Annotated in this window: 12 protein-coding genes and 1 tRNA gene; 4 read left to right on the forward strand and 9 right to left on the reverse strand. The window is 30.0% G+C overall.

The genetic code is table 11. From position 1 onward, the window contains the following. Nucleotides 1-54 precede the first annotated feature (54 nt). On the forward strand, nt 55-2898 hold the full coding sequence (locus BM335_RS10745; RefSeq protein ID WP_090227005.1) for a T9SS type A sorting domain-containing protein: 2844 nt from the start codon (nt 55-57) through the stop codon (nt 2896-2898). A 394-nt stretch (nt 2899-3292) separates the two neighbouring features. Here the strand turns inward: BM335_RS10745 and BM335_RS10750 are convergent. Continuing rightward, nucleotides 3293-3366 (reverse strand) — tRNA-Asn (locus BM335_RS10750). A 322-nt stretch (nt 3367-3688) separates the two neighbouring features. Here BM335_RS10750 and BM335_RS10755 point away from each other — a divergent pair. The 3 genes from BM335_RS10755 to BM335_RS10765 all read left to right on the forward strand — a co-directional run bounded on the left by BM335_RS10755 (nt 3689) and on the right by BM335_RS10765 (nt 8643). After that, complete coding sequence (locus tag BM335_RS10755) at nt 3689-6451, forward strand: 2-oxoglutarate dehydrogenase E1 component (RefSeq protein ID WP_090227008.1); 2763 nt, start codon at nt 3689-3691, stop codon at nt 6449-6451. Nucleotides 6452-6559: 108 nt separating this feature from the next. Further along, the gene (odhB, locus tag BM335_RS10760; protein ID WP_090227011.1) at nt 6560-7768 is read left to right on the forward strand and encodes a 2-oxoglutarate dehydrogenase complex dihydrolipoyllysine-residue succinyltransferase; all 1209 of its coding nucleotides are present in this window, start codon (nt 6560-6562) and stop codon (nt 7766-7768) included. A gap of 137 nt (nt 7769-7905) precedes the next feature. Then, entirely contained in the window at nt 7906-8643 is a 738-nt protein-coding gene (locus BM335_RS10765; RefSeq protein ID WP_090227016.1) for a transporter, read from the forward strand. On the opposite strand, the gene BM335_RS10770 is transcribed toward BM335_RS10765, so the two are convergent. The 8 genes from BM335_RS10770 to ruvA form a co-directional block, all read right to left on the reverse strand. After that, nucleotides 8640-9092, reverse strand: a complete 453-nt coding sequence (locus tag BM335_RS10770) for a retropepsin-like aspartic protease family protein (RefSeq protein WP_090227019.1) — start codon at nt 9090-9092, stop codon at nt 8640-8642. The genes BM335_RS10765 and BM335_RS10770 overlap by 4 nt on opposite strands. 55 nt (nt 9093-9147) lie before the next feature. Next, nucleotides 9148-11739 (reverse strand): CHAT domain-containing protein, encoded by a 2592-nt coding sequence (locus tag BM335_RS10775; protein WP_177219194.1) that lies wholly within the window; start codon nt 11737-11739, stop codon nt 9148-9150. Nucleotides 11740-11824: 85 nt separating this feature from the next. Beyond that, a complete protein-coding gene (locus tag BM335_RS10780) occupies nt 11825-13819 on the reverse strand; it encodes a PKD domain-containing protein (protein WP_090227025.1) in 1995 nt (664 codons plus the stop codon). A 132-nt stretch (nt 13820-13951) separates the two neighbouring features. Further along, complete coding sequence (locus BM335_RS10785; protein WP_090227029.1) at nt 13952-14671, reverse strand: energy transducer TonB; 720 nt, start codon at nt 14669-14671, stop codon at nt 13952-13954. A 62-nt stretch (nt 14672-14733) separates the two neighbouring features. Continuing rightward, nucleotides 14734-15099 (reverse strand): VanZ family protein, encoded by a 366-nt coding sequence (locus tag BM335_RS10790; protein ID WP_090227032.1) that lies wholly within the window; start codon nt 15097-15099, stop codon nt 14734-14736. Next, nucleotides 15092-15469 carry a glycine cleavage system protein GcvH gene (gene gcvH, locus BM335_RS10795; protein WP_090227037.1) on the reverse strand — a complete coding sequence of 126 codons (378 nt, stop codon included), beginning with the start codon at nt 15467-15469 and terminating at the stop codon, nt 15092-15094. The genes BM335_RS10790 and gcvH overlap by 8 nt, the downstream gene beginning before the upstream one ends. A gap of 27 nt (nt 15470-15496) precedes the next feature. Beyond that, a complete protein-coding gene (sov, locus tag BM335_RS10800) occupies nt 15497-22546 on the reverse strand; it encodes a T9SS outer membrane translocon Sov/SprA (protein ID WP_245780660.1) in 7050 nt (2349 codons plus the stop codon). Nucleotides 22547-22549: 3 nt separating this feature from the next. After that, nucleotides 22550-23131 (reverse strand): Holliday junction branch migration protein RuvA, encoded by a 582-nt coding sequence (gene ruvA / locus BM335_RS10805; RefSeq protein ID WP_090227046.1) that lies wholly within the window; start codon nt 23129-23131, stop codon nt 22550-22552. Between the last annotated feature and the right edge of the window lie 39 nt (nt 23132-23170).

Here is a 23170-nt window from a genome sequence, read left to right on the forward strand (position 1 = left end):
AAAGTCTAAGAACTATAATATAGACCTGTAGATCCCCGTAAAATAGTTAATAAGATGAAGATATTTATCAATATACTAATTCTTTGTTTATTAATATTTTCGACTGCCATAACGAAAATATATGGTCAGTGTGCACCAAACTCACTATCATTTGTAGGAGGAGAACCAATTTTCAATTCTGCCTGCGGTAATAACAGTTGGCAAAATCTTAATGGAACAACTCCTTCGGGTAGTACCCTAACCTATAGCTGGGAGGTTTCATTCTTTGGAGGAGCTTATACAACAATTGTAAATGCGAGCAATGTGCCTATCACAACTTCAAATTTAGCTCAAAAGGACATCACCGACTTTATATTAGTGCCTAATTCAAATGCCTCAGGTGATTACAGAATAAGAAGAATAGTTACCGACGCCTCTTCCGGATGTACTAATGTTTCAGAACCTGCTTTTTTATATTATTCAGATAACTTGGGCAGTATTTCAGGAGGAATAATAACGGGTGAAAACCCAATTTGTTTAGGGTCTAGTGGTACTTTGACATTGCAAGGACATACTGGTCCGATTTTAAAATGGCAATCTGCACCAACAAGTACTGGTACCTGGACAGATATAGCCAACACTACATACCAATATTCATACTCCAATCTTACTTCGTCTACTTGTTTCCGTGCACTTGTTGATAATATTTGTGGCGGTACTATAGGCAGTATTGATATCAACGATAAATATTCAGAAACTTTCTGCGTAACTGTTCTAAATGGAACCGCTGGTTTATGGACCGGATTAGTAAGTACCGATTGGTTTGATTGTCTTAATTGGGACGGTGGTTTACCATCAAGTACCATAGATGCTCAAATTCCAACTACACCTTCCGGAGGTTCAAGAATGCCGGTAATAAACAGAGATTCTCCGTTAGCGTCTTTGTATAGTTTTATAGCGAGTTCCCGAGATTTGATTATATCGCCTAGCGCTTCAGTTACCATGGTAAGTACCAGTAATTCAGAATTACAAGTAAGTCGTGATTGGAAAAACAGTGGAGCTTTTATTCCTGGAACGGGAACCGTAACCTTTAATGGTGCCACTTTAAATCAAATTCAGACGATAAATGCAGGAATTAAAACCAATGAAACCTTTTACAATTTAACTACAAACAATTCGGGTGGAGCTTTAGGAATTAGTGTAGAGGATAAATTTGAATTAACGGTTTCAAATATTTTATCTTTATTAAGTGGTGATATCCGATTGACTGGTGAAGCTCAATTGGTTCAGGCAGGAATCGGAATAAATCCAAATCCTATTGGAGGCACGGGAAATATTTTGATAGACCAGCAAGGGCATAAAAATAGTTTTATCTACAATAATTGGTCTTCACCAGTAAGTGCCGATAATTTTACCTATTCAGTTGGTGGCGTATTAAGAGATGGAACATTAATGACAAATACTTTTACAGATGTATCTAATTTTAGTCCTGGTTCCATCACCTTTGGAGATGGCGCCTATTTTGCAGATACTTCAAATTCAGGAGCAATAAAAATAAGTAACCGATGGATATGGACTTACAATTCTACGACTCCTAATACTAATACTGATTGGCAAAATTATTATCAGTGGAATTATGTTGGAAGTTCCGTTGCAATTAATGTAGGAGATGGATTTTGCATGAAAGGAAGTGGTGGAGCAGCAGCTATTGATGCACTTCAAAATTATGTTTTTATTGGTAAACCTAATTCCGGGGATATTATGACCTCCTATTTAAACGAAGATCAAACTTATTTGATAGGAAATCCTTTTCCGTCGGCGCTGGATGCCAACGAATTTATAAGAAACAACATAAAGGATTGTACAGGCTGTACCGGAAGTGCTAATGTGTTTGATGGCACCCTTTATTTTTGGGATCATTTTGGTTTATCCAATAATCATTTATTGGCCCAATACGAGGCGGGGTATGCAATTTATAACTTAATGGGAGGTGTTAGTGCCAAGTCAGATGTTCCATTAACTGCAAGTACGGGTAATTTAGGTTCAAAAGTACCCGAACGGTATATTCCTGTTGGACAAGGGTTTTTTGTAAATGCTTTCGATACAGGAAATTTATATTTCAAAAACGGTCAGAGGGTATTTCAAAGAGAAGTTGTTACTGGAACAAACAGTGGATCGTTATTTATGAAAACAGTTATGTCCAAAAAATCGAAAACCCAGGAAAACCAAGAAACAACTACCGATATGAGACCAAAAATTAGATTGATATTTGATTCTCCATTAGGGTATCGTCGTCCGTTATTGGTTGGTCTGGATGAATATGCTTCTAATCAATTTGATATTGGTTATGATGGCCCTCTCAATGAAGATGGTAAAGAGGATATGTTTTGGATTATTGATAATGGTAAATTTGTAATTCAAGGTGTAAATAACTTTGATTTGGAACAGGTTTTGCCTTTAGGATTTAAAATTAGTGAAACTGGCCTGGCAAGCATTAAAATAGAAGCACTTGAAAATATAGAAGAGGGTGTTGAGCTTTTTATTAAGGATCATTTAACGGGTGAAACTTATAAAATAAACAGTCAGCCATTTGAAGTAATTTTGGAAGCTGGAGAATATTTGGAGAGATTTTCCCTTGTTTTTCAACCTTCTTTAAAAACATTGCAGGAAGTTGCTTTAGAGAATAGTATTTTTATTTATATGAATAATAAGATTTCGGAATTGCAAATTAATAAAATTGTGAATACGGAAATAACAGGGGTAACCCTATTTAATTATTTAGGACTAACCATGAAAACCTGGAAGACTGGCCTTAACAGAAGGATTATTTCTTTACCTCTAAAATTAGCAACAGGTGTTTATATAGTTCAAATAAATACCATAAATGGCACAATAAATAAAAGAATTATTATTGAATAACAGCGAGTAAAAATTAACAAGGAAATCATTTTCTTTCAAAATCCGCAAAGCACGGTTCTGTCGCATATAATGCATATAAATATAAAATTTTGGAATAATTCAGTTATTTAAGAAGCCTATGAGATAAATGATTTGTAGGTTGAACTTTTTGAGTTTAAGAGCTAATCTTTTTTAATCATTCTGACTACTTCTATTACTGAAATAGTTCTTTTGGCTAATGGAAAGACAAAAAAAGATTCTTGGTTGCATCTTATATGAAAAATTCAAAAATTTAAGAGCTGCAGCCACCCCATTCACTCCAGAGATTGTCTCTATACTCAATGCCAGTAAGGTTTTGGAAAAGTCTAAAAACAAAAAAGCCTCTACATTTCTGTAAAGGCTTTAACAAAAGTTGCTCCCCCTCTTGGGCTCGAACCAAGGACCCTCTGATTAACAGTCAGATGCTCTAACCAACTGAGCTAAGGAGGAATTTATTCTCTTTTGCGAGTGCAAATATACAAGGTTTTCTTTTTTCTGCAACAATTTTCATTAAAAAAATTCATCTTTTTTTAAAATCATTTGTAAGTAATTGAAAACTAAATTTAAACATCTTTAAAATTTTGTCATTTTTTTATTAACTTCATATTAATTCTTTTAAAAACACCGAGTTAAAATACACTTTTTTAGATTGAAGTGTTGTTTTTTGATAAAAATATAATTATTTCAAAAAAAAATCAATTAAAATGGTTGTTGTGCTAAAAATTGTATTTTTACCCCGTAAAATAATACATATAGACTACTAACAAATACTATGGATAAATTTTCATTTTTAAATGCTGTACATACTGGCTATATTGCCGATGTTTATGACCAGTATTTAATAAATCCTGACTCAGTTGAGCCTAGTTGGAGAAGCTTTTTTCAGGGATATGATTTTGCTAACGAAAAATATTCTTTAGCAGATGATTCAGCAACTAACAATATAAATATTAAAGTTCCTGAAAATGTTTTAAAGGAATTTAAAGTTATTGACTTAATTAATGGTTATAGAACCAGAGGACATTTGTTTACAAAAACAAATCCTGTTCGCGCCAGAAGACAATACACACCAACTTTAGCTATTGAAAATTTCGGACTCTCTGAAAAAGATTTAGAAACTGTTTTTGATGCAGGAGAATTAGTTGGATCGGGCAAAAACACTTTACGAAACATTATTAAACATTTAGAAACCATTTATTGCGATTCTATTGGTGTTGAATATATGTACATTCGTAATCCTGAAGAAATTAAATGGTTTCAAAGTCAACTTACAAAAAACTCAAACCATCCTAATTATTCTACCGAATCAAAAAAATACATCTTAAAAAAATTAACACAAGCTGTTACTTTCGAAAACTTTTTGCAAACTAAATATGTTGGTCAAAAACGCTTTTCATTAGAAGGAGGTGAAACTTTAATTCCTGCAATTAGTGCAGCAATTAGAAATGCTGCTGAAATTTATGATGTTGATGAGTTTGTACTAGGAATGGCGCACAGAGGACGATTAAATACGTTGATAAACATTTTTAGAAAACCAATTCATGAACTTTTTAGTGAATTTGAAGGGAAAGATTTTGAAGATGAAACTATTGATGGTGATGTAAAATATCATTTAGGATTAACTACTTATAAAACCCTAAGAAACAATAAAGAACTAAAAATGAATTTAGTTCCTAACCCATCACATCTAGAAACCGTGGGCCCTGTGGTTGAAGGAATTTCACGTGCCAAAATTGACAAAGATTATGGCGGCGATAATTCTAAATTATTACCAATAATTGTTCACGGAGATGCAGCAATTGCTGGTCAAGGCTTAGTATATGAAGTTATACAAATGAGCAAATTAAACGGTTATACAACTGGTGGAACAATCCATGTAGTTGTAAATAACCAAATAGGTTTTACAACCAATTATTTAGATGCACGTTCAAGCACCTACTGTACCGATGTTGCTAAAGTAACGTTATCTCCAGTTTTACACGTAAATGCAGACGATGTTGAAGCTGTTGTTCACGCAATTGAATTAGCATTAGATTTTAGAATGAAATTTAAGCGTGATATTTTTATTGATTTATTAGGCTATAGAAAATATGGACATAATGAAGGTGATGAACCAAGATTTACGCAACCTAAATTATACAAAGCCATTGCAAAACATGATAATCCAAGAGATATTTATGCTAAAAAATTAATTGAAGAAGGTTCAATTGATATTACTTATTTAAATAAAACAATTGATGACTTTAAAAATTTATTAGAAGAAGAATACCTTAAATCAAAAGAAGCAGAAACTTCCAAAGTAAGAGAATTTATGGAAGACGCTTGGAAAGGTTATACCCGAAGAGATTTAGAAGATATGCTAATTTCTGAAGATACTTCCTATGAAGAAGAAAAATTAAAATCAATTGCAAAAACCGTATCTACAGTTCCAGAAGGCGTTAAGTTTTTAAGAAAAGCTGAAAAAATATTAATGGACAGAAACAATATGGTTTTTGAAACCGATGCGATAGATTGGGGAATGGGAGAAACATTAGCATACGGAAGTCTGTTGCAAGAAGGTTATGATGTTCGTATTTCTGGACAAGATGTTGAAAGAGGTACTTTTAGCCACAGACACGCAATTTTACGTGATGAAATTTCTGAAGAACGTATAAATTTATTAAATACAATAAATGATAAAAAAGGAAATATGACTATTTATAATTCCCTTTTATCAGAATATGGTGTACTAGGTTTTGATTATGGTTATGCCATGGCAAATCCTAATGCGCTAACCATTTGGGAAGCTCAATTTGGAGATTTCAGTAACGGCGCACAAATTATTTTCGACCAATATTTATCAGCTGCTGAAGATAAATGGAAACTACAAAATGGCTTAGTAGTATTATTACCACACGGTTACGAAGGTCAAGGTTCAGAACATTCATCTGCACGTATGGAGCGTTTTTTACAATTATGCGCCATAGATAATATGATAGTTGCAGATTGTACAACTCCTGCAAACTTTTATCATTTATTACGTCGCCAAATGAAACGCGATTATAGAAAACCTTTAATTGTATTTACACCAAAAAGTTTGTTACGCCATCAATTGGCAGTTTCAAAATTAGATGAATTTGCAAATGGAAGTTTTCAAGAAGTAATTGATGATACAATTGATAAAAATAATGTAACTAAATTAGTATTTTGTACCGGTAAATTTTATTACGATTTAATTGCAGAAAGAACAACTTTAGAGAGAAATGATGTGGCTTTTGTTAGAATTGAACAATTATTTCCATTACATATAGAAAAATTAAAAGCCATCATTGAATCGTACCCAAATGTAAAAAAATATGTTTGGGCGCAAGAAGAACCAGAAAATATGGGCGCTTGGAGTTATATGTTGCAACGTTTTAGATTGGTGCATTTAGAAGTGGCTTCACAACCATTTTACGCTGTTCCTGCCGCAGGTTCAACAGCCAGATTTAAAAGAAGACACCAACGTGTTATTGATAAAGTATTTGAAACGAGCCATACAAATTTTGACTCATAAGAAAATATTTTAGAGCGAACAGTAAATGTTACAGCAAAAAAATAAAATGAAAACATTTAAAACTAACTAATAAAAATTCGTCTAGAAAAGACTAAAAAATAAAAAAAGATGATTTTAGAAATGAAAGTTCCTTCTCCGGGAGAATCTATTACAGAAGTTGAAATTGCAACTTGGCTAGTTAAAGACGGAGATTATGTAGAAAAAGATCAGCCAATAGCTGAAGTTGATTCCGATAAAGCTACCCTAGAATTACCTGCTGAAGAAAGTGGAATTATTACTATTAAGGCTGAAGAAGGCGATGCTGTTGCTGTAGGTTCGGTGGTTTGTTTAATTGATTTAGATGGTAAAAGACCAGAAGGTACTACTCCAAAAAAAGAAGAAACAATTGCCGAAACTCCAAAAGTGGAGAAACCAGCTACAACACCAATTGAAAAAACATATGCAAGCGGAAGTGCTTCTCCTGCAGCCAAAAAAGTGTTAGCTGAAAAAGGTATTGCACCCTCTGAAATAGTGGGTACAGGAAAAGATGGAAGAATCACAAAAGATGATGCTGTAAAAGCCGTACCAAGTATGGGAACTCCTGCGGGTGGAACTCGTAGTTCAGAAAAAACAAAACTTTCTATGCTTCGTAGAAAAGTTGCTGAACGTTTAGTTGCTGTTAAAAATGAAACTGCTATGCTTACTACTTTTAATGAAGTAGATATGAAACCAATTTTTGATTTGCGTAATGAATTTAAAGAAGCTTTTAAAGCAAAACATAATGTTGGTTTAGGATTCATGAGTTTCTTTACTTTAGCAGTTGTAAGAGCCTTAAAAATGTATCCAGATGTAAACTCTATGTTAGATGGTGATTATAAAATATCACATGATTTTCAGGATATTTCAATAGCAGTTTCGGGTCCAAAAGGATTAATGGTACCTGTTATTAGAAATGCTGAAAACTTAACATTTAGAGGTGTTGAAAATGAAGTAAAACGTTTAGCTATAAGAGCAAGAGACGGACAAATTACCATTGATGAAATGACTGGTGGAACTTTTACCATTACCAATGGTGGTGTTTTTGGATCTATGTTATCTACACCTATTATTAATCCACCGCAAAGTGGAATTTTAGGAATGCACAATATTGTTGAAAGACCCATAGCTTTAAATGGCGAAGTTGTTATTAGACCAATTATGTACGTTGCCCTATCTTACGATCACAGAATTATTGACGGAAGAGAATCTGTAGGATTTTTAGTTGCGGTAAAAGAAGCCCTTGAAAATCCAATTGAAAAATTAATGGATAACAACCCTAAAAAAGCTTTAGAATTATAAAGTGTAACCAAACTTTATGATAGTAATGAAAAGGCCTAAATGTAATATTTAGGCTTTTTTTATTATCAATGATAAAAGTCATTTTTATTTAGACTAATTCTAGATAATTTTGTAACTAAAATTACATATTCACAAAAATGACCAGACTTATCATCGTTTTAATCATAGTACTTTCGGCTAATTACTATGGTTTTTCACAAACTGTTGAACCTTCATCTTCTGTAAATAAAAACACTTTACAAATAGAACTAGAATCACTTTATGCTATACAAAAAGAAGCTAATATTGAACTAAAATCTTGGAGTATTCCTAGTGCACTTTTTAGATTTGGTTTATCAGAAAAAATAGAAGTTCAACTAAATACGCCAATTCTTAAAGAAGAACTTTGGGAAAATGACCATTTAGTGCATTCCTTAAATAAATTTGATGATATTCAAGTAGGTTTTTCAGTTAATTTATGGGAAGAAAAAAAAATGCTTCCTGAAGCATCAATAATGATTAGAGCAATATTACCAACCGACTCTGAATTTAAAATAAGTAAATTAGGAAAAATATGTTCTATAAATTTTTCTAACTCACTAACTAAGAAGTTAACATTAAATTACAATATTGGTTATGCTGTTGAAACCGACGCATCAAAATCAGGATTTTATATTGCTAATTTTACCTATTCATTTTCTGATAAAATGCGCTTTTTTGCTGAAAATTTTGGAGATTTTACCAATCGCAAATTAATATCTCAAAATATTAATATTGGTGCTGGTTACAATTTTTCTAATAATTTTGCATTTGATTTATCCGTTGCAAACGGAATAAATCATAATATGTTTTATGTTGGTGGTATTGTAACTTATGTTTTAAGTACTAAAAGTTAAAACTTAAAAACTAACTTTTTTAAATACAGACACTTACCATTATAATCAATAATTGCTTTTCCTCTTTCTAAAATATCAGCACCAATTATTCCATCTACAGCGTTGGCATTATGTTCTGTTAATGCAGTGTTTACGTGGGTTAAATCAAACAAAACAACGTTAAAATTACTGTATTTCCAATCTTTCATTTGAATGTGATTTTGCGATGAAATTTTTGTATCCATTCCAATTGCACCTGCGCCTGCAGCCTTTGTATCAGAATCTTCAACTTGTAATTTAAATTTATCCGCCAACACTATATCAATACAAGAATTGGATGCGCCCGTATCTAATATAAATCTACCTTTTATACCATTTAAAGTTGCTTTAAGTTCAAAATGGTTGGTGTTAATTTTTTTAAGCTTTATAGTAGCATATCCTTTTCTTAAAAGAATTGTGGTTAATTTCATTCTAATTTTTTAAAATTTTAATCCCTTTCGTTATCTGTTAACAAGAAAGTCAAATCTAAGGTTTTTTAAAAACAAAATAAGCAACAATTAACATAAAACTCATCACTAACAACCACCAATATTTATAAAATAAATTCTCACTAACATTTACCTCTCCAATATAAATAAAACTCGCCCAATAATACGGTGATTTTTTGTTTGATGAAATAGAAAAATCATTTAAATAATTTAGTTTAGAAAGGTGTAATGCTTCATTTTTATTATTGTTGTTTTTATAAAATTTATAAAAATTAGTCATTAATTTTTCAGTAGACTTATCATTTACTTTCCAAAGTGACACTATTAAATTTCTTACGCCTGCATATGAAAATCCACGTGCTAAACTCATTGCTCCTTCACCTTTTCTTAAAGTCCCAATTCCAGTTTCACAGGCACTTAACACTAGTAAATCTGTATTTAAATTATAGCCGTAAATTTCTGGCAAATACAAGGTTTCATCATAAAATTCAATAGCTGGTGGCTCAAAATAATCACCTGAAGTAGCGTGTGTAGATAGATGAATAATTGAATATTGGTTGGCCATTTTTTCAAATACACGTTTAGTTGCATTTGATTCTATTAAAAAATTTCCTTTAAACGTTTTTTTAATATTGGCAGATTCAATTAATGTATATGTTAATTGAGAAAGTCCTCTGTGATTATTTTCAAAAACAGGAAAAAATCCTAAGATCTTTTCATTTTCAGTTTTGTTATTTTTTTCTTGCAATAAAATTGTTGAAGAATATGCATAATTGATTGCACTCTGTTGTACCAAATAAGGCAAATTTTCAAAATTAGTACTAGTAGTTTTTTTAGTAATTAATGCGTCAAAAGGAATAAAAGAAATAACACCATCAGGAATTAAAATGATATTTTTATTCGTTAAATTGTTGAATAATTTTTGATAAAGTTTATACCCAAGTGTTGTATATTCTTTCATATTATTTTGAAGCGTCACACCTCTTCCATCAGAAAAGAAATTTAAAAAAGCATTTATTTCCTGATTAAAACTAACATTTTTTTCAATTTTATGAATTGCAATAGGTTTATCTTTTTCAATTGAAAAAATATACAAATTATAATTTCCATCAAAATATTCTAATAACAACTCATTATTTAAAAGGACGTTATTTTGGATTATTTTTACTGAAATATCAGATGATTTAAAAGTTTTAAGTTGCGGATATTTTTTAAAAATTTGTTGATTTAATAATTGTAAATCCGTTGAAACCTGATTTCGTTCATTTGTTAGTTTTGCTAACAAAGTAATATTGGCATTTGTATCTTTTAATTGCTCAATTGTAATTTTTTTATTTAGTTGTCCTTTTTTAAAAAGCAATGCATCATGTTTAATAAATAAGCTATCATTTCCAATTTTATTTCTTTTCGAAAGCAATTCTTTTGTCTCTAACAAAACAGCACTTTTCGTTTTTTCAGCATATAAAAAAGCCTGTTCAATCCATTCAACATCATTTGTGTTTTCAAATAAAAAATAACATAATTCAATACATTTTTCACTTCTATTTCTATTTTCTTGCTGTTGTAAAAGTTTAGCATTTTGATTTAAATAAACAGCTCTTAATTCATTTTCAACTAAAAAGGCCAAGTCGTAATTATTTAAAGCCTCCTTATAATTTCCAGTATCAATAAAAACTGCTGCTCTACCATCAAAACTATCTTTTAAAGTGTTTTCAGGATAAAAAAAGGCAGTTTTTGGGTTTTCCTCAATGGTATTTGGCTGAAAATTAGGCAATAAAACAGTTAGTGCTTTTTGATACATTTTCTGAGCTTCTACAACATCCTTTTTTAAATAAAAAACTTGCGCTAATTGATTGTATATTTTTGCAACTTCTCTATCATGTTTTCCAAAAACAAGTTGAGCATTTTTTAAAGCTTTTTGGAATTGAAATAATGCATTTTCATATTCATTTTTATTAAGATATAAGCTTCCCAAATTAGTTGCATTTTTACATTGTATTGTTAAATCAGTTGGATTATTAAATTTGTCAGATAACCCAACATATTCTTCAACTTTATTAAACTCATTTAGCATTAAATAATTGATTGCCAAATCTGAATACAAACGTGCTTTATCAACACTTTTGTTACTCAAATCTAACGCTAAATTTAAATAATTTATGGCCGATGAATATGCACCTTTTGTCTTTAAAAGTGCTGCTAAATTTAAGTATGTGGCACTAATTTGGCTAGTTTTATTTTCGCTTATAGCTTTTTCAATAGTAACTTTTATAACATCTTCAGCACTGTCTACATCACCAATTCTAGTGTAATTATTTGCTAATGGTTTTAGGCAAAATTCAATAATATCGTAATTTTTAATGTGTTGTTTTTTATAAAAATTATAGGCTTTTTCATAATAAATAATAGACTGATTTATAAAACCAAATTCTTTTAAATAATAGGCATAATTAATATAAAAATAGAGTTGAGAAGTTGCTTCTTTTTCATTGCTTGGCGCTCTCCAAAGTTTTGTAGAAAGCTGTTCAAAAATTGACAAATAATTACTTGTTGGATTTTTAGCAAACTCATCTATATGCACATAAATAAATTCCGATAAATTATCTTCATTTTTTAGTGAATCTATCACTTTTGAAAAACTTAAAGTTTGTGAAAAAAGTGATGTACAGCATAAAGTAGCTATAAAAAAAAGGCTTTTTTTAAACATTTTAAGCTTAAAATTTCCAGATTGCATACAAATGAATTTGCGAATGTGGTTCATTAAAATTGTAAATATAGCGTGCACCAACGCTTGGGCCAATTCTGGAAGCGCCAATGGTTATATCACTAAAAACACCATATTTAATATCTGAAAATGCGCCTGAAGTATCTACTTTTTCAACAGAATTTAGCTCTTCAATAGGGTCGCCTTTTCTACCGTTTACAAAAGAAAAATAGTTTGAAGAAATTGTACCAGTTTGTTTGTTTGAAATATCAAACGAAATTTGTGTCCCAACACCAGCAGCTATTACACCGTTAAAATTGTATCGGAATGAAATTGGAACCACATCAATATTTAATTTTTGATACGCTAAATCTATTTCACTTTCTAACAATGTGTTATCATATTTAACTCCATTTGCCGAATCAATAGGACCCGTTTCAGAAATTGTACTTTTAAATTTATCAAAATCGTGACTGGCTATCATAATTTCAGCCTGTAAATATTTTTTATAAGATTTATAAGGTGAAATTGTTGCACCAACAAAGTATGATTTAGAATTTTTTAAATCTGGAAAACTATTATATCCGGTTTTTGCTCCTATTGATATTCCTGGAGAGAAACGTGAAGTTGACGTATTTGTTATTATTGGATCGTTTTTATCGAAAATAATTGCGGTTTTACTTTTAGATTTTTGCTTGTGGAAATCTTTCCCAAACTTCAACGAGTACTTTACAAATCCTTTTGTAGAATCTTTATCATAAACTCCTTTTTGAGCAGTTCCTGGCAAATAAATATTTTTAAACTGAAAAGAAATTTGATCTTTATTAATTATAGTATCTAAACAACTGTAATTTACTTCTTCTTCAGGGCAAATTGGACATTTTGGATACATATCCAAAACTTCCAACGTTGATTTATCTAACATTTCTGGAATGTCAACATTAAGTTTTATTAAACGAGCAGGTCCTTCTCCATCATTTTGAAATTGCACTTTATATTTCAATCTTTTAAAACGCACCAATCTATAATTCAATCGAGTATCATAGACTGCCATTTTGTTTGGATCGTGTGAAGTTACAATTTCCATTTCCTTTGTTCTTATTTTATGAGAATCGTTACCTCTTTCTGGCACATATATACTTCTTATGGTAATTACAGCACTGGTATCTTTCAACATTTCAGGTGTAGTTTTAAATGTAAAAAACATATTTCGCTCCTCTTTAGATTGTAAATTATCAAAATCAAATAACTTAAAATCATGGTAATAATCTTTTGCTTTTTTTACTGATTCAGGTAAATTTTGATGTAAAGTATCAATTGCTGTTACATTTTCTTCTAAAAAAGTGGAAACTCCTGTAGTTTGAATTAATTCATTTTTAGATATATAACGTGTGCTTTCTGCAATAATTTCATCAGATATCTCTCGCTCATTATGATACAATCTGACATCTAGCAATTCAAAATTTTTAGATTTGTATTTTTTTTCATTAAAAAAAACATAGATTTTTCCACCGGTTGGATATTCTTTTTCGTTACCATAACTTAATACAAATTGCATTTCTTCTTCAGGCACCGGATCTCTATTTGTTTGAATTCTAAAACCATCAAACGAAGCTAACAACTGGTGGTTTTCATTTTGGGTAGTATTAAAATTATCATCTATAATTGAAACTTCAATAGGTCGTGTTGTTGGCGGTTTTCCATCATCATAATTATTGGTAACTGATAATCTTGTTTTATAGTTTCCTTTATTTTTATAGGTATGTGTTGGCTTTTCTTGCTTACTATAATTTCCATCACCAAACTCCCAGAAATAAGTGTAAAATGCTTTTGGAGCTCCAGCTACTTGATTAAGTTTAGGCACTTCTGGAGTGAATGAAACACTGTTTTTAGTGGCATTAAATTTAATTAAAGCCGTTCTAGTAACTGTGTCTTTCAATATGCTTTGCCCAATAGAAAATTGAATGAAGAATAAAGTACAAAATAATGCAAAAACTTGTTTCATAGTAGTAGTGATTTAAACAAATATAAAAAAAGGAATCTAAATTTACTTTTTTGGTATAAATTTTTATATGAAACAAAAAAAAAGCCGTTTAAATATTTAAACGGCTCTTTTTAAAAATATATAATTAAATTTTTATTCAACTTTAAATGCAATTGGCAAACTATATTTTACACCAACTGGTCTTCCTCTTTGTTTTCCAGGAATCATTTTAGGTAAAGATTCTACAACTCTAATTGCTTCATCTTGTAATCTTTTATGAGGTGCACGAGCTTGTACGTCAGTAATATTTCCTGTTTTATCAATTTTAAACATTACAAATATTCTTTTAATACCTGGTGTTAAACCTAAATCAGATGCTAACTCAGAATTAAATTTTCTATTTACATGTTGAGTTATTTTATCTTGTAAACATTCTTTTAACTGTGCTTTAGTTCCTTTACAACCAGGAAAAACTGGTACATCTTCAATAATTGCGAAAGGAACATCTTCCATAATTTCCTCTTCTTCTTCAACCTCAACAATTCTTTCTACTTTTACAGCTTCTTTTTCATCTGTTTCTGTAGATTCTATAATTGTTTCTTCAACTTCTTTTTCATCTTCCACAACCTCAATTTTATCAGGTGTTGGTGGAGGTGGTGCTTGTTGCTCTGGTGGTTTTACTTGTTCAATTTCAACAATTTGCTCGTCATCTTCAATATTGTATGTTGCTATACCTAAATCGTTAATAACTCTATCATATGTTTTTTTCTCTATCGCTAAATAAACTACAAGTAGTGCTAAAACTAAGCCTAACTGCATAAATAACTTACTGTAGTTTTCTAGATTTGCTTTTGGGTTCTTTTTAATCTGCATTTGTGAAAAATTTTATAGTGTGCTAATTTAATAATTTTCATGTAACTTTTACAAGTATATTTTTATTTAATACATTTTTTTTTTGAAACGATAAAAAAAAGTATAAATGCTATGATTATTCCTACTAAATTGGCTAAAATATCAAAAAAATCAAATTGCCGATAGTTGGTGATAACTTTTTGTAATACTTCAATAATTATGCCATAAAGCAATATTGAAAAAAATATTAAACTGCTTGTTTTAAGAACCTTATATTTTTGTTTAAAAGTTAACAACCAACTTAAACTTATTAAAAAATATGCAGTTGTATGGATAAATTTATCGGAATTTTGAACTGTTGGAACTACTAGATTGTTTAATGAAATTAAACTACCAATAGCAACTCCAACAGTTAAAATAATAGCAATGTATAAATATTTACTATCCAATTAGTTCTTTGTATGCTTCTGGACTTAATAAATTATCTATTTGAGATGCATCAGCTATAGAAATTTTAATCATCCATCCATCACCATACGGATCAGAATTTACTTTTTCTGGCTCATCTTCTAATAATTCATTAAATTCAATAACTTCACCTGTTAAAGGCATAAATAAATCTGAAACAGTTTTTACAGCTTCAACAGAGCCAAAAACTTCATCTTTTTCAACAGTTTCGTCTAAAGTATCAACATCTACATATACGATATCTCCTAATTCACTTTGTGCAAAATGTGTAATTCCGATGGTAGCAGTTTCTCCTTCAACTTTTACCCATTCGTGATCTTTTGTGTATTTTAAATTTGATGGAACGTTCATTATAATTTTTTATTAAATATTGGTTAATTAATTTCCTAAAATATATCTTATACTAATTCCTGAGCTTACTGATTGCCTAGGAAAAGTAGTTGATATGGCGTATCTCGATGAACTTTGATCGAAGTAGAACGAGGCTGTTAAATTATTACTTATTGCGTAATCTGCAAAGAATTTTAACGATAATAATTTTTGTCCTCCTGTTACTTGATTATTATCTTCATCAATAGCTCTAATTATGGTTTCATTGTCTCTTAATGAAATATCAGCTCTTAAATCTAAATCTCCTTTTAATTTTGTTAATTCGCCACCAAATCTAAATTTCATGGCTAAGTCTTTAATTCTATAACCTAATCCTATAATATATTCTTTACCCTTTACTTGGGTTATTGTATTATTATTAAAGTTTAATGTTAATCCTCTATCTTTATTTATTCTTCCTGAAAATGAAAAGGAGTTTTTCATTTTCACATCAACTTTTATAAGTGGTGAAAATTCTTCTAATAAATTAACATTAGTAAATAACGTTTTATTGAAATAATTTCCTGCAATATCTTTATTTTCATAAGGGCTATTCACATTATATTCTAAATTATTACTGAAACTTGTTATTGAATATAATGAGTTGTAGCTATGTGATAATGAGAAACTTCTAAATTGTTTTTTAAACCATTTATTTTTCATTAATCCTTTATAATTAAGTTGCCAACCAGGTATTGGAACTTCTCTAAAAGCATTTAAACTAATTTTTGAAGCATCTGTACCTGAATAAGCCGCCACAAATGCTGGTAAAGAAACTTGCTGACTTGTATTGCCAAATCCATCTATTGGTTGACCTGTACTTAAAGCTAATCTTTGTGCTATAATTGCTCTATTTGCTTTAAATTCTTCAAAATTTGCATCGCTGTTGTTAAATGCAGTTTTTAACATGTTATGACTAATACTAAAATTACCAAACTCAGTTATTGGAGAATCGGTATTAAGTACATTATTTACTACATCTAATTGTTGAGATGAATTTTTAGTGTAAGTTTTGCTACCTCTAAAATCTATATCTAAATCATTAAATGGTTCTACAGTTATATTTAAATCTAATTTATTAAAATGTGTATAACTGTATGTTTTGTTATAATATGGGTCATCAGCATTTCTAGATAAAAGCCAACCATTTTCAATTGCTTTTTGTCTGATATCAATTTGACTACCAAAAACAAAACCTAGTGTTGGCGATAAACTACCGTTAAAATTATCTCTTCCTAAAAACCCAATTTCAGGAACATAACCAGGTAAGTATGTACCATTATTTTCCGTATAATTAACTCTGGCTTTTTTTACTGAAGTTAAAATACCATAAAAGCTTTGGCCAATTTTTCCTCCTAAAGTTTTACTTTTTTTAGCATTTAAATTTGGTCGTGGAGTTGTTGGTGTGTTTAAATTTTCAGAATTTAAAGTCGCACTTTTTTTACTGAATAATCTTTCAATTCCTACTGTTTTATAAAACAAATTAAAATCTATATCAACACCCAAAGTTTGTGTATTAGCATTTTGAATTACATTTCCAACCTTATCAATATACGATTGTGAAGATGCTTGCCAATCAAAATCTGCTGCATAGGTAAAATCTGCTTTCATAAAATCCATAAATGGAAATTTATTTAATGGTAATTTATAGGTTCCATTTAATGATTGATGGTAATGATCTGGTCTTCCTATTGAAAAGAAATTATCAAATAATTGAATATCATCAGCTCTGTCAAAATCATCATAAATATAATTATTGGCTGCTCTAAAATTAAGTTGCAAAGATTTTGTAAGGTTGTAACCAATATTATAATCCCAGTCAAATAAAAAATTACGTTGTGTTAGGGTTGGTAGTTGTGGTAAACCTTCTATTAAACTTCTTGATAGTTGCTCGTTGTAACTTCTAAAAATATTAGAACTTATAGAAATTGTTGACGGCAATAAGTTTACATTAAAATCTTTAATAAAATTCAAATATTTTCCGTTAACCGACTCCCAATTTTTAAAAGGCTCTAACGTAAATTCGTTAAAATTATAATTATAATTAGCTGAAGTTCTAACATTTTGATCTAAATATTTTTGAACATTATAATCTCTATGGTATGTTTCATTATACGCGTAAGAAACCGATAAATTTTCAACATTATAAAACTTCTTGTTTTTTTCTGAATTTGGATTAAATTCTTTTCTAACATTTATTAAACTAATACTTCTTCGTTTTGTTAAATCTCTTGCTTTATCGCTATTTGGATTAATATTTTTTGCTTCTTCAAATAATACATCTTGATATTGAGGATCGTATTTTGGATCTTTAATTTCTTCAGAAATACTGTAACTTAATGGTAATTTAATTCCCCAATCCTTAGGTAACATTTGTCCTAAATTTACATTGGTTACTACATCATAAGTTTTAGTATCTTCTTGGCTACGTTCATTTACACGTTGTTCTATTCCTCCAAAACCTTTGGTTTCCATTCTTCCAGTAACCGAAACATTTGCAAAATCAGCAATATTTGCATCGGCACTAACAACTGCAGCCCAACCACCTTCATTATCAAATTCAGATACGCGCATTTCATTAAACCAAACTTCAGCACTTTGATTGGTGTTTGAAACGTTTTTAACACCTAGCATAATGGTTTTAATATTGGCTAAATTTGGATTTCCTTTCACTCGGATTTCGTAACCTTCTAGCCCTTCAATTGGTGATGGAGTATCTATTGCTGGATACAATTGATTTGGAGCAACACCTTCATCAAATCGCATTAATTTTAATTTTCCTAAATACTCTAAAAATACATCTAAATTATTTTCTTCTGGCCAAACTTCAAGCGCTGTAGAAACTCCATAATTTGAAATGGTTATCAGTTTTTCTAATTGATAATAATTATCATTTAAATCGCTTCCAATTCTAACAATTGCTTTTATTTCATCATTTTGAACTTGAGGTTTTGTTTGAACACCTTCGGCATGAATAAACAATTTTAAATGTTTATACATTCTTAAATCTACTTTAACATTTTTAAAAATTGCTCTAGTTTCTTCAGGTTCTAAATCTGTAACTTTTAAAGATAAAGATTGTTCATTTTGTTTTTGAAGTGTAGCACTACCTCTTAAAATTTCTCTTTCAATTCCTGGAGGCAATACGTAAGAAATTGGAGTTTTATCTTCATTTTCTTGAATATTTACAACACCTACTTCAAAATTTTGTAATTGCGTATTTGTTAAATCTTGTGGTGGAGTTATAGTTTCATCTAATGTTTTAGTGTAACGTCTCCAATCCCCTCTAACTAACTGTAATTCTCCAAAACGCAAAACTACTGGCATTTTAAATTTTGTTAGAAAAATTCGCATAAAACGAATGGAATTAAAACCCGTTATGTCATTAACAATCTCATCAGGAGTGCTTACTTGAATTCTAAATTGTAACCATCTAAATTCCTTTTCACTACCATCTTCTAACTTAACTTTAACACGTTTTTCATCAACAATGTTATTTTGTCCAACAACTAAATCATTTTTATTTAAAGATACTTTGTATTGATAATAGCTTTCAACAGAATTCATTGTTTGATCTTTATCTATATCTTCAACATCTGGAAAAGTGGTTGCTGATGTTGGATAACTTTCTGTAGATAAATTATTTGTTGGTGAGTTTCCCTGTGTATTATTGAACTTTTTATATCTGGTTAAAATTGAGGCATCTGAATTATCATACTCGGTACTTCTAAAATAGGAATAGTTATCATTTGCAGGATCTGGTCCAAATGAATTTCCAAATTGCGCAATTTCTTCTTCATCATTTAAACCATCAAAACCAACGTCTTGGCTTAATCTTTCGCTATCTTTATCGCTAAAAGCGTATAATAATGATTGATTTGTAGGAATTTTACCCCAAATAGTAGTGTCGGTATTATTGGTATTTAATGGATCTACAGGTAAACCATTTTCATACATTTTTCTACCATCTTTTAAAATATCTTCAGAAATGTTTCCTAAGTTAAAATATACTTCTCCAACTTGATTGGTAGGATCATTTGGATTAACACCAACAGGTAAACCTTCTTCATTGGTTATTGAATAATGATCATATGGATCCATTAACCAAAACTGTATGTATTCAACATTTGACTGCTCAAAATTTGTGGTTGTTAATGCTCTTGTAATACCTGCCCATCTGTCTTGAGGATCTGTAAATTTCCCATCAGGACCAACATTATTTGTATCAAAATTATAACTACCTCTTTCATTTGGGTAATATGCTAAATCCAACGTTCTTACTACAGTAGATTGTGTTAAATCTAAATCTTGTTCAGGAAATAATTCTTCATATCTAATTCTTCTCACTTCAGCTCTTGAAAGATCAGTATTATTTATATTGCTAGGTTTTAGTGAAGAACCACCATAAAATAAAGGATCAATAATATACCAAGCTAATCGGGCTCTTTTATAACCATATGATAAATCTGAAGCACTTCCACCAAAATTAAATTTGGTTTGATATTGAGGTGTGCTTGCCATATGCCATTGCTGAATTGATTTTATTTCTAAAGGAATTTGCGATCCTTCAAAATCATCAACATATGATGTGGCTTCACCATTTTGCTCAATTCGTTTTGGCGAACCTGGTTTTAAATACGCAAAATCACCTCTAACCGAAATGTTTGACATTACATCAGTATCAATATTAGGCAACTTGTTTACTAGTTTTGTTAAAAAAGGAACCTCAGTACCGTAACTAGCATTTAAACCAAAAATTGTATTATTTATAGGTTCTTGATTAAATAAGGCTTTTTGAGTAATAGGCTTTTCATTTAAATTTAAAAAAGTAGCACCTGCAATAAATTTATCTGAAAATTTATGCTCTATATCTATTCCAAAAAAACGTTTAGTTTGTAAATTAAAAGCTGCATTATTTTCTACAGAAACTTGTATTGGTGCATTGGAAGCTTCTAAACTTGGATTTACAATTTGAACTCTACCCATTTGATAATCTACTACATAATCTACACCTTCAACCAATTCTCTACCTCCGCTGGTAACTTTAACCGATCCTTGAGGCACATTAAATGCTCCTAATGGTATTCCGTTAGCGCTTTCTGATTTATGATAACCTTTTAATAGATATTTATCTTTTTGCTGAAAATTATTTTTTGCTTCAGATTGCGTTATTTCATAAAGTTCTTTAAAAATATAATTAGCATCAGCAGCATTTGTTAGTTTTGATGCTAAATCATCTCCAAATGGTTGAACTGATGGAAAAATGATATATCCTTTTTCTGAATTTACTGTAGCTCCTTCAACATAATCAAAATAACCATCTCCTTCTGGGGTTAAAAATTGACTTTGGTCGAGTCTATCAATATCAAATAAGTTTAAAAGTGTTTTATCCGCCACTCCTGGTGTTTCTGCATTTTGCAAAATATTGATTGGAACTCCAGTAGCATCATCAGCATATAATAACTCTAATCTAAAACCTTCTTGTTGCATTCTAAAAGTTTGTAAAGAGTAGATGTTTTTCATCATTAAATCCCACATTGGAATTTTTGTGCTTATAATTTCACTGCGTAACAATTTTACAACAATGTTATCTGGGGCAATAATTCCATCACTTGTAAACTCTCCAACTTTATACACTTTTGAATCTCCACTAATTGTATATTCAAATGCAACTGCTAATACATCAGAATCAGCTAATCTTCTATTTAATGAAATAAATCCTAATTGTGGATGTAATGTAAATTCATCAGGTCTTAATTTAATGGCATTTTCTAGAACCGAATAATCTCTACCTTGTTGCATTGAATATGGTGAAAGTCCGTTTCCTACTGTCGAAATTTTTCTAACAACATTATCTAATGTTAAAATATCTACAATATTATTAGCACTATTTGACGGATAACTTGCTCCTGGATTTGGAACTACATTTGCTGGTCCAATATTTGTTGGGTCTGCTTCTCCAATATCAGCTAAGGCAACTATATTTCTAACATCAATTGTTGTTGCATTTCTATTTGTTACCCAAACTTCAATTTTAGTGATATTTATTGGGCTATTTATTAGTGGGTAATCTTTTAAAGCAGTATTGTAATTATCTTTAAAATATTGTGATAGAAAAAAGTGACGGTTTTCATCATAATCTGTTGCTTGTAACTCAAATTCTTCTATTGTGGAGCCTCCTTGCGCAGCAACGGAACGAGATTGTGATTTTTGTTCAGCAAAAACACCCGTTACAGTAGTTTTTCCAAATTGTAATTGTGTTTTAACACCAAATAAACTTTGCGCGCCAACAATTAATGAATTTTTTATAGGCATACTTACGTTACCCACTTCTATTTTTTGAAGAATATCATCTTCGGTTGGTGTATATTCTAACTTTATTTGATTTTGAAAATTAAATGTTGACTGTGTATCGTATTGTGCACCAACTTTTAATCTAGTTCCAACTTTAGCCTGAATACTAGCACTTATTTCTTGATTAAAATCAAATGTAAAACTACTTCTGTTTCGTTCAGATAATTGGGGATTATCAACTTTCTGGTACAACATTCCCATTTTAACTAACACGGAACCTTGCGGATTTACTTCAATGGTATTTCCTCCAAAAAGTGATTCAAAAAAATCGGATTTTACGTAATAGGTTGGTAATAAATTTTTTTGTGCGTCTAAACTTCCTTCCTTTTTACTATTTGTAGCACTTACTTTATTTTTATAATAAGTAAGCATGTCCTTTTTAAGTTTATATTTTTCATATTCCTCAGGAGTCATATAAATTGGACGTTTTATTTGATAATCTCCTATTTTTTCAATTACAATGTATTTTTTTATTTCGGCATCATAAATAATTTCCGTTTGCGATAAATCGGATAAAAATAAATTTCCTGTTTGAGTATTTTTAAATGGATATTTTAATTTTAAGGAATCTGATTGTTTTAAAACAGCCAATGAATCATTAGCTTTTACTAATGGAGGTGTTGTTTGTGCTTTAATTATTGTATGAAATACTAACAATAAAAAAAGGAACATATATTGTTTTAAAATAGATGATCTTTTCTTCAATTTTTATAAATTTTTTAGCGCTTTTTTAATTAAAGTTTCTACAGTTGCAGTTTTTTCTTCAATTAAAATTTTATCTAATACTTTTTCTGCTTGCTTTTTATTAAAACCTAATACTTCTAAAGCAGATAACGCTTCATTTTTATTAGTATTGCTTTCATTTATAAAAACTTCATCATTCACAAATGTATTTGAAATTTTATCTCTCAAATCAACCAATACTCTTTGAGCGGTTTTAGCACCAATTCCTTTAACAGATTGTATTAAGCTAACATTTCCTGAAGCTATCGCTCGTTGAATTTCATCTGTAGTCATAGATGACAACATTGTACGCGCAATGCTTGGTCCTACACCTGAAACAGAAATTAATAACCTAAAAATTTCTCTTTCAACTTTAGTGATAAAACCATACAACGTATGCGCATCTTCTTTTATAGACAAATGTGTATATAAAAAGACAGATTCTTGATTTGGTAAATTCGAAAAAGTGTTAAGGGAAATATTTAGCCAATAACCTACACCATTTGCTTCAATAACAACAAACGTTGGATTTTTTTCAACTAATTTTCCCTTGATATGAGTAATCATAAATTTGAAAACATTAAGTTTTCAAATGTACTAAAATTA

The sequence above is a fragment of the Lutibacter maritimus genome (assembly GCF_900116115.1).
Lineage (GTDB): Bacteria > Bacteroidota > Bacteroidia > Flavobacteriales > Flavobacteriaceae > Lutibacter > Lutibacter maritimus.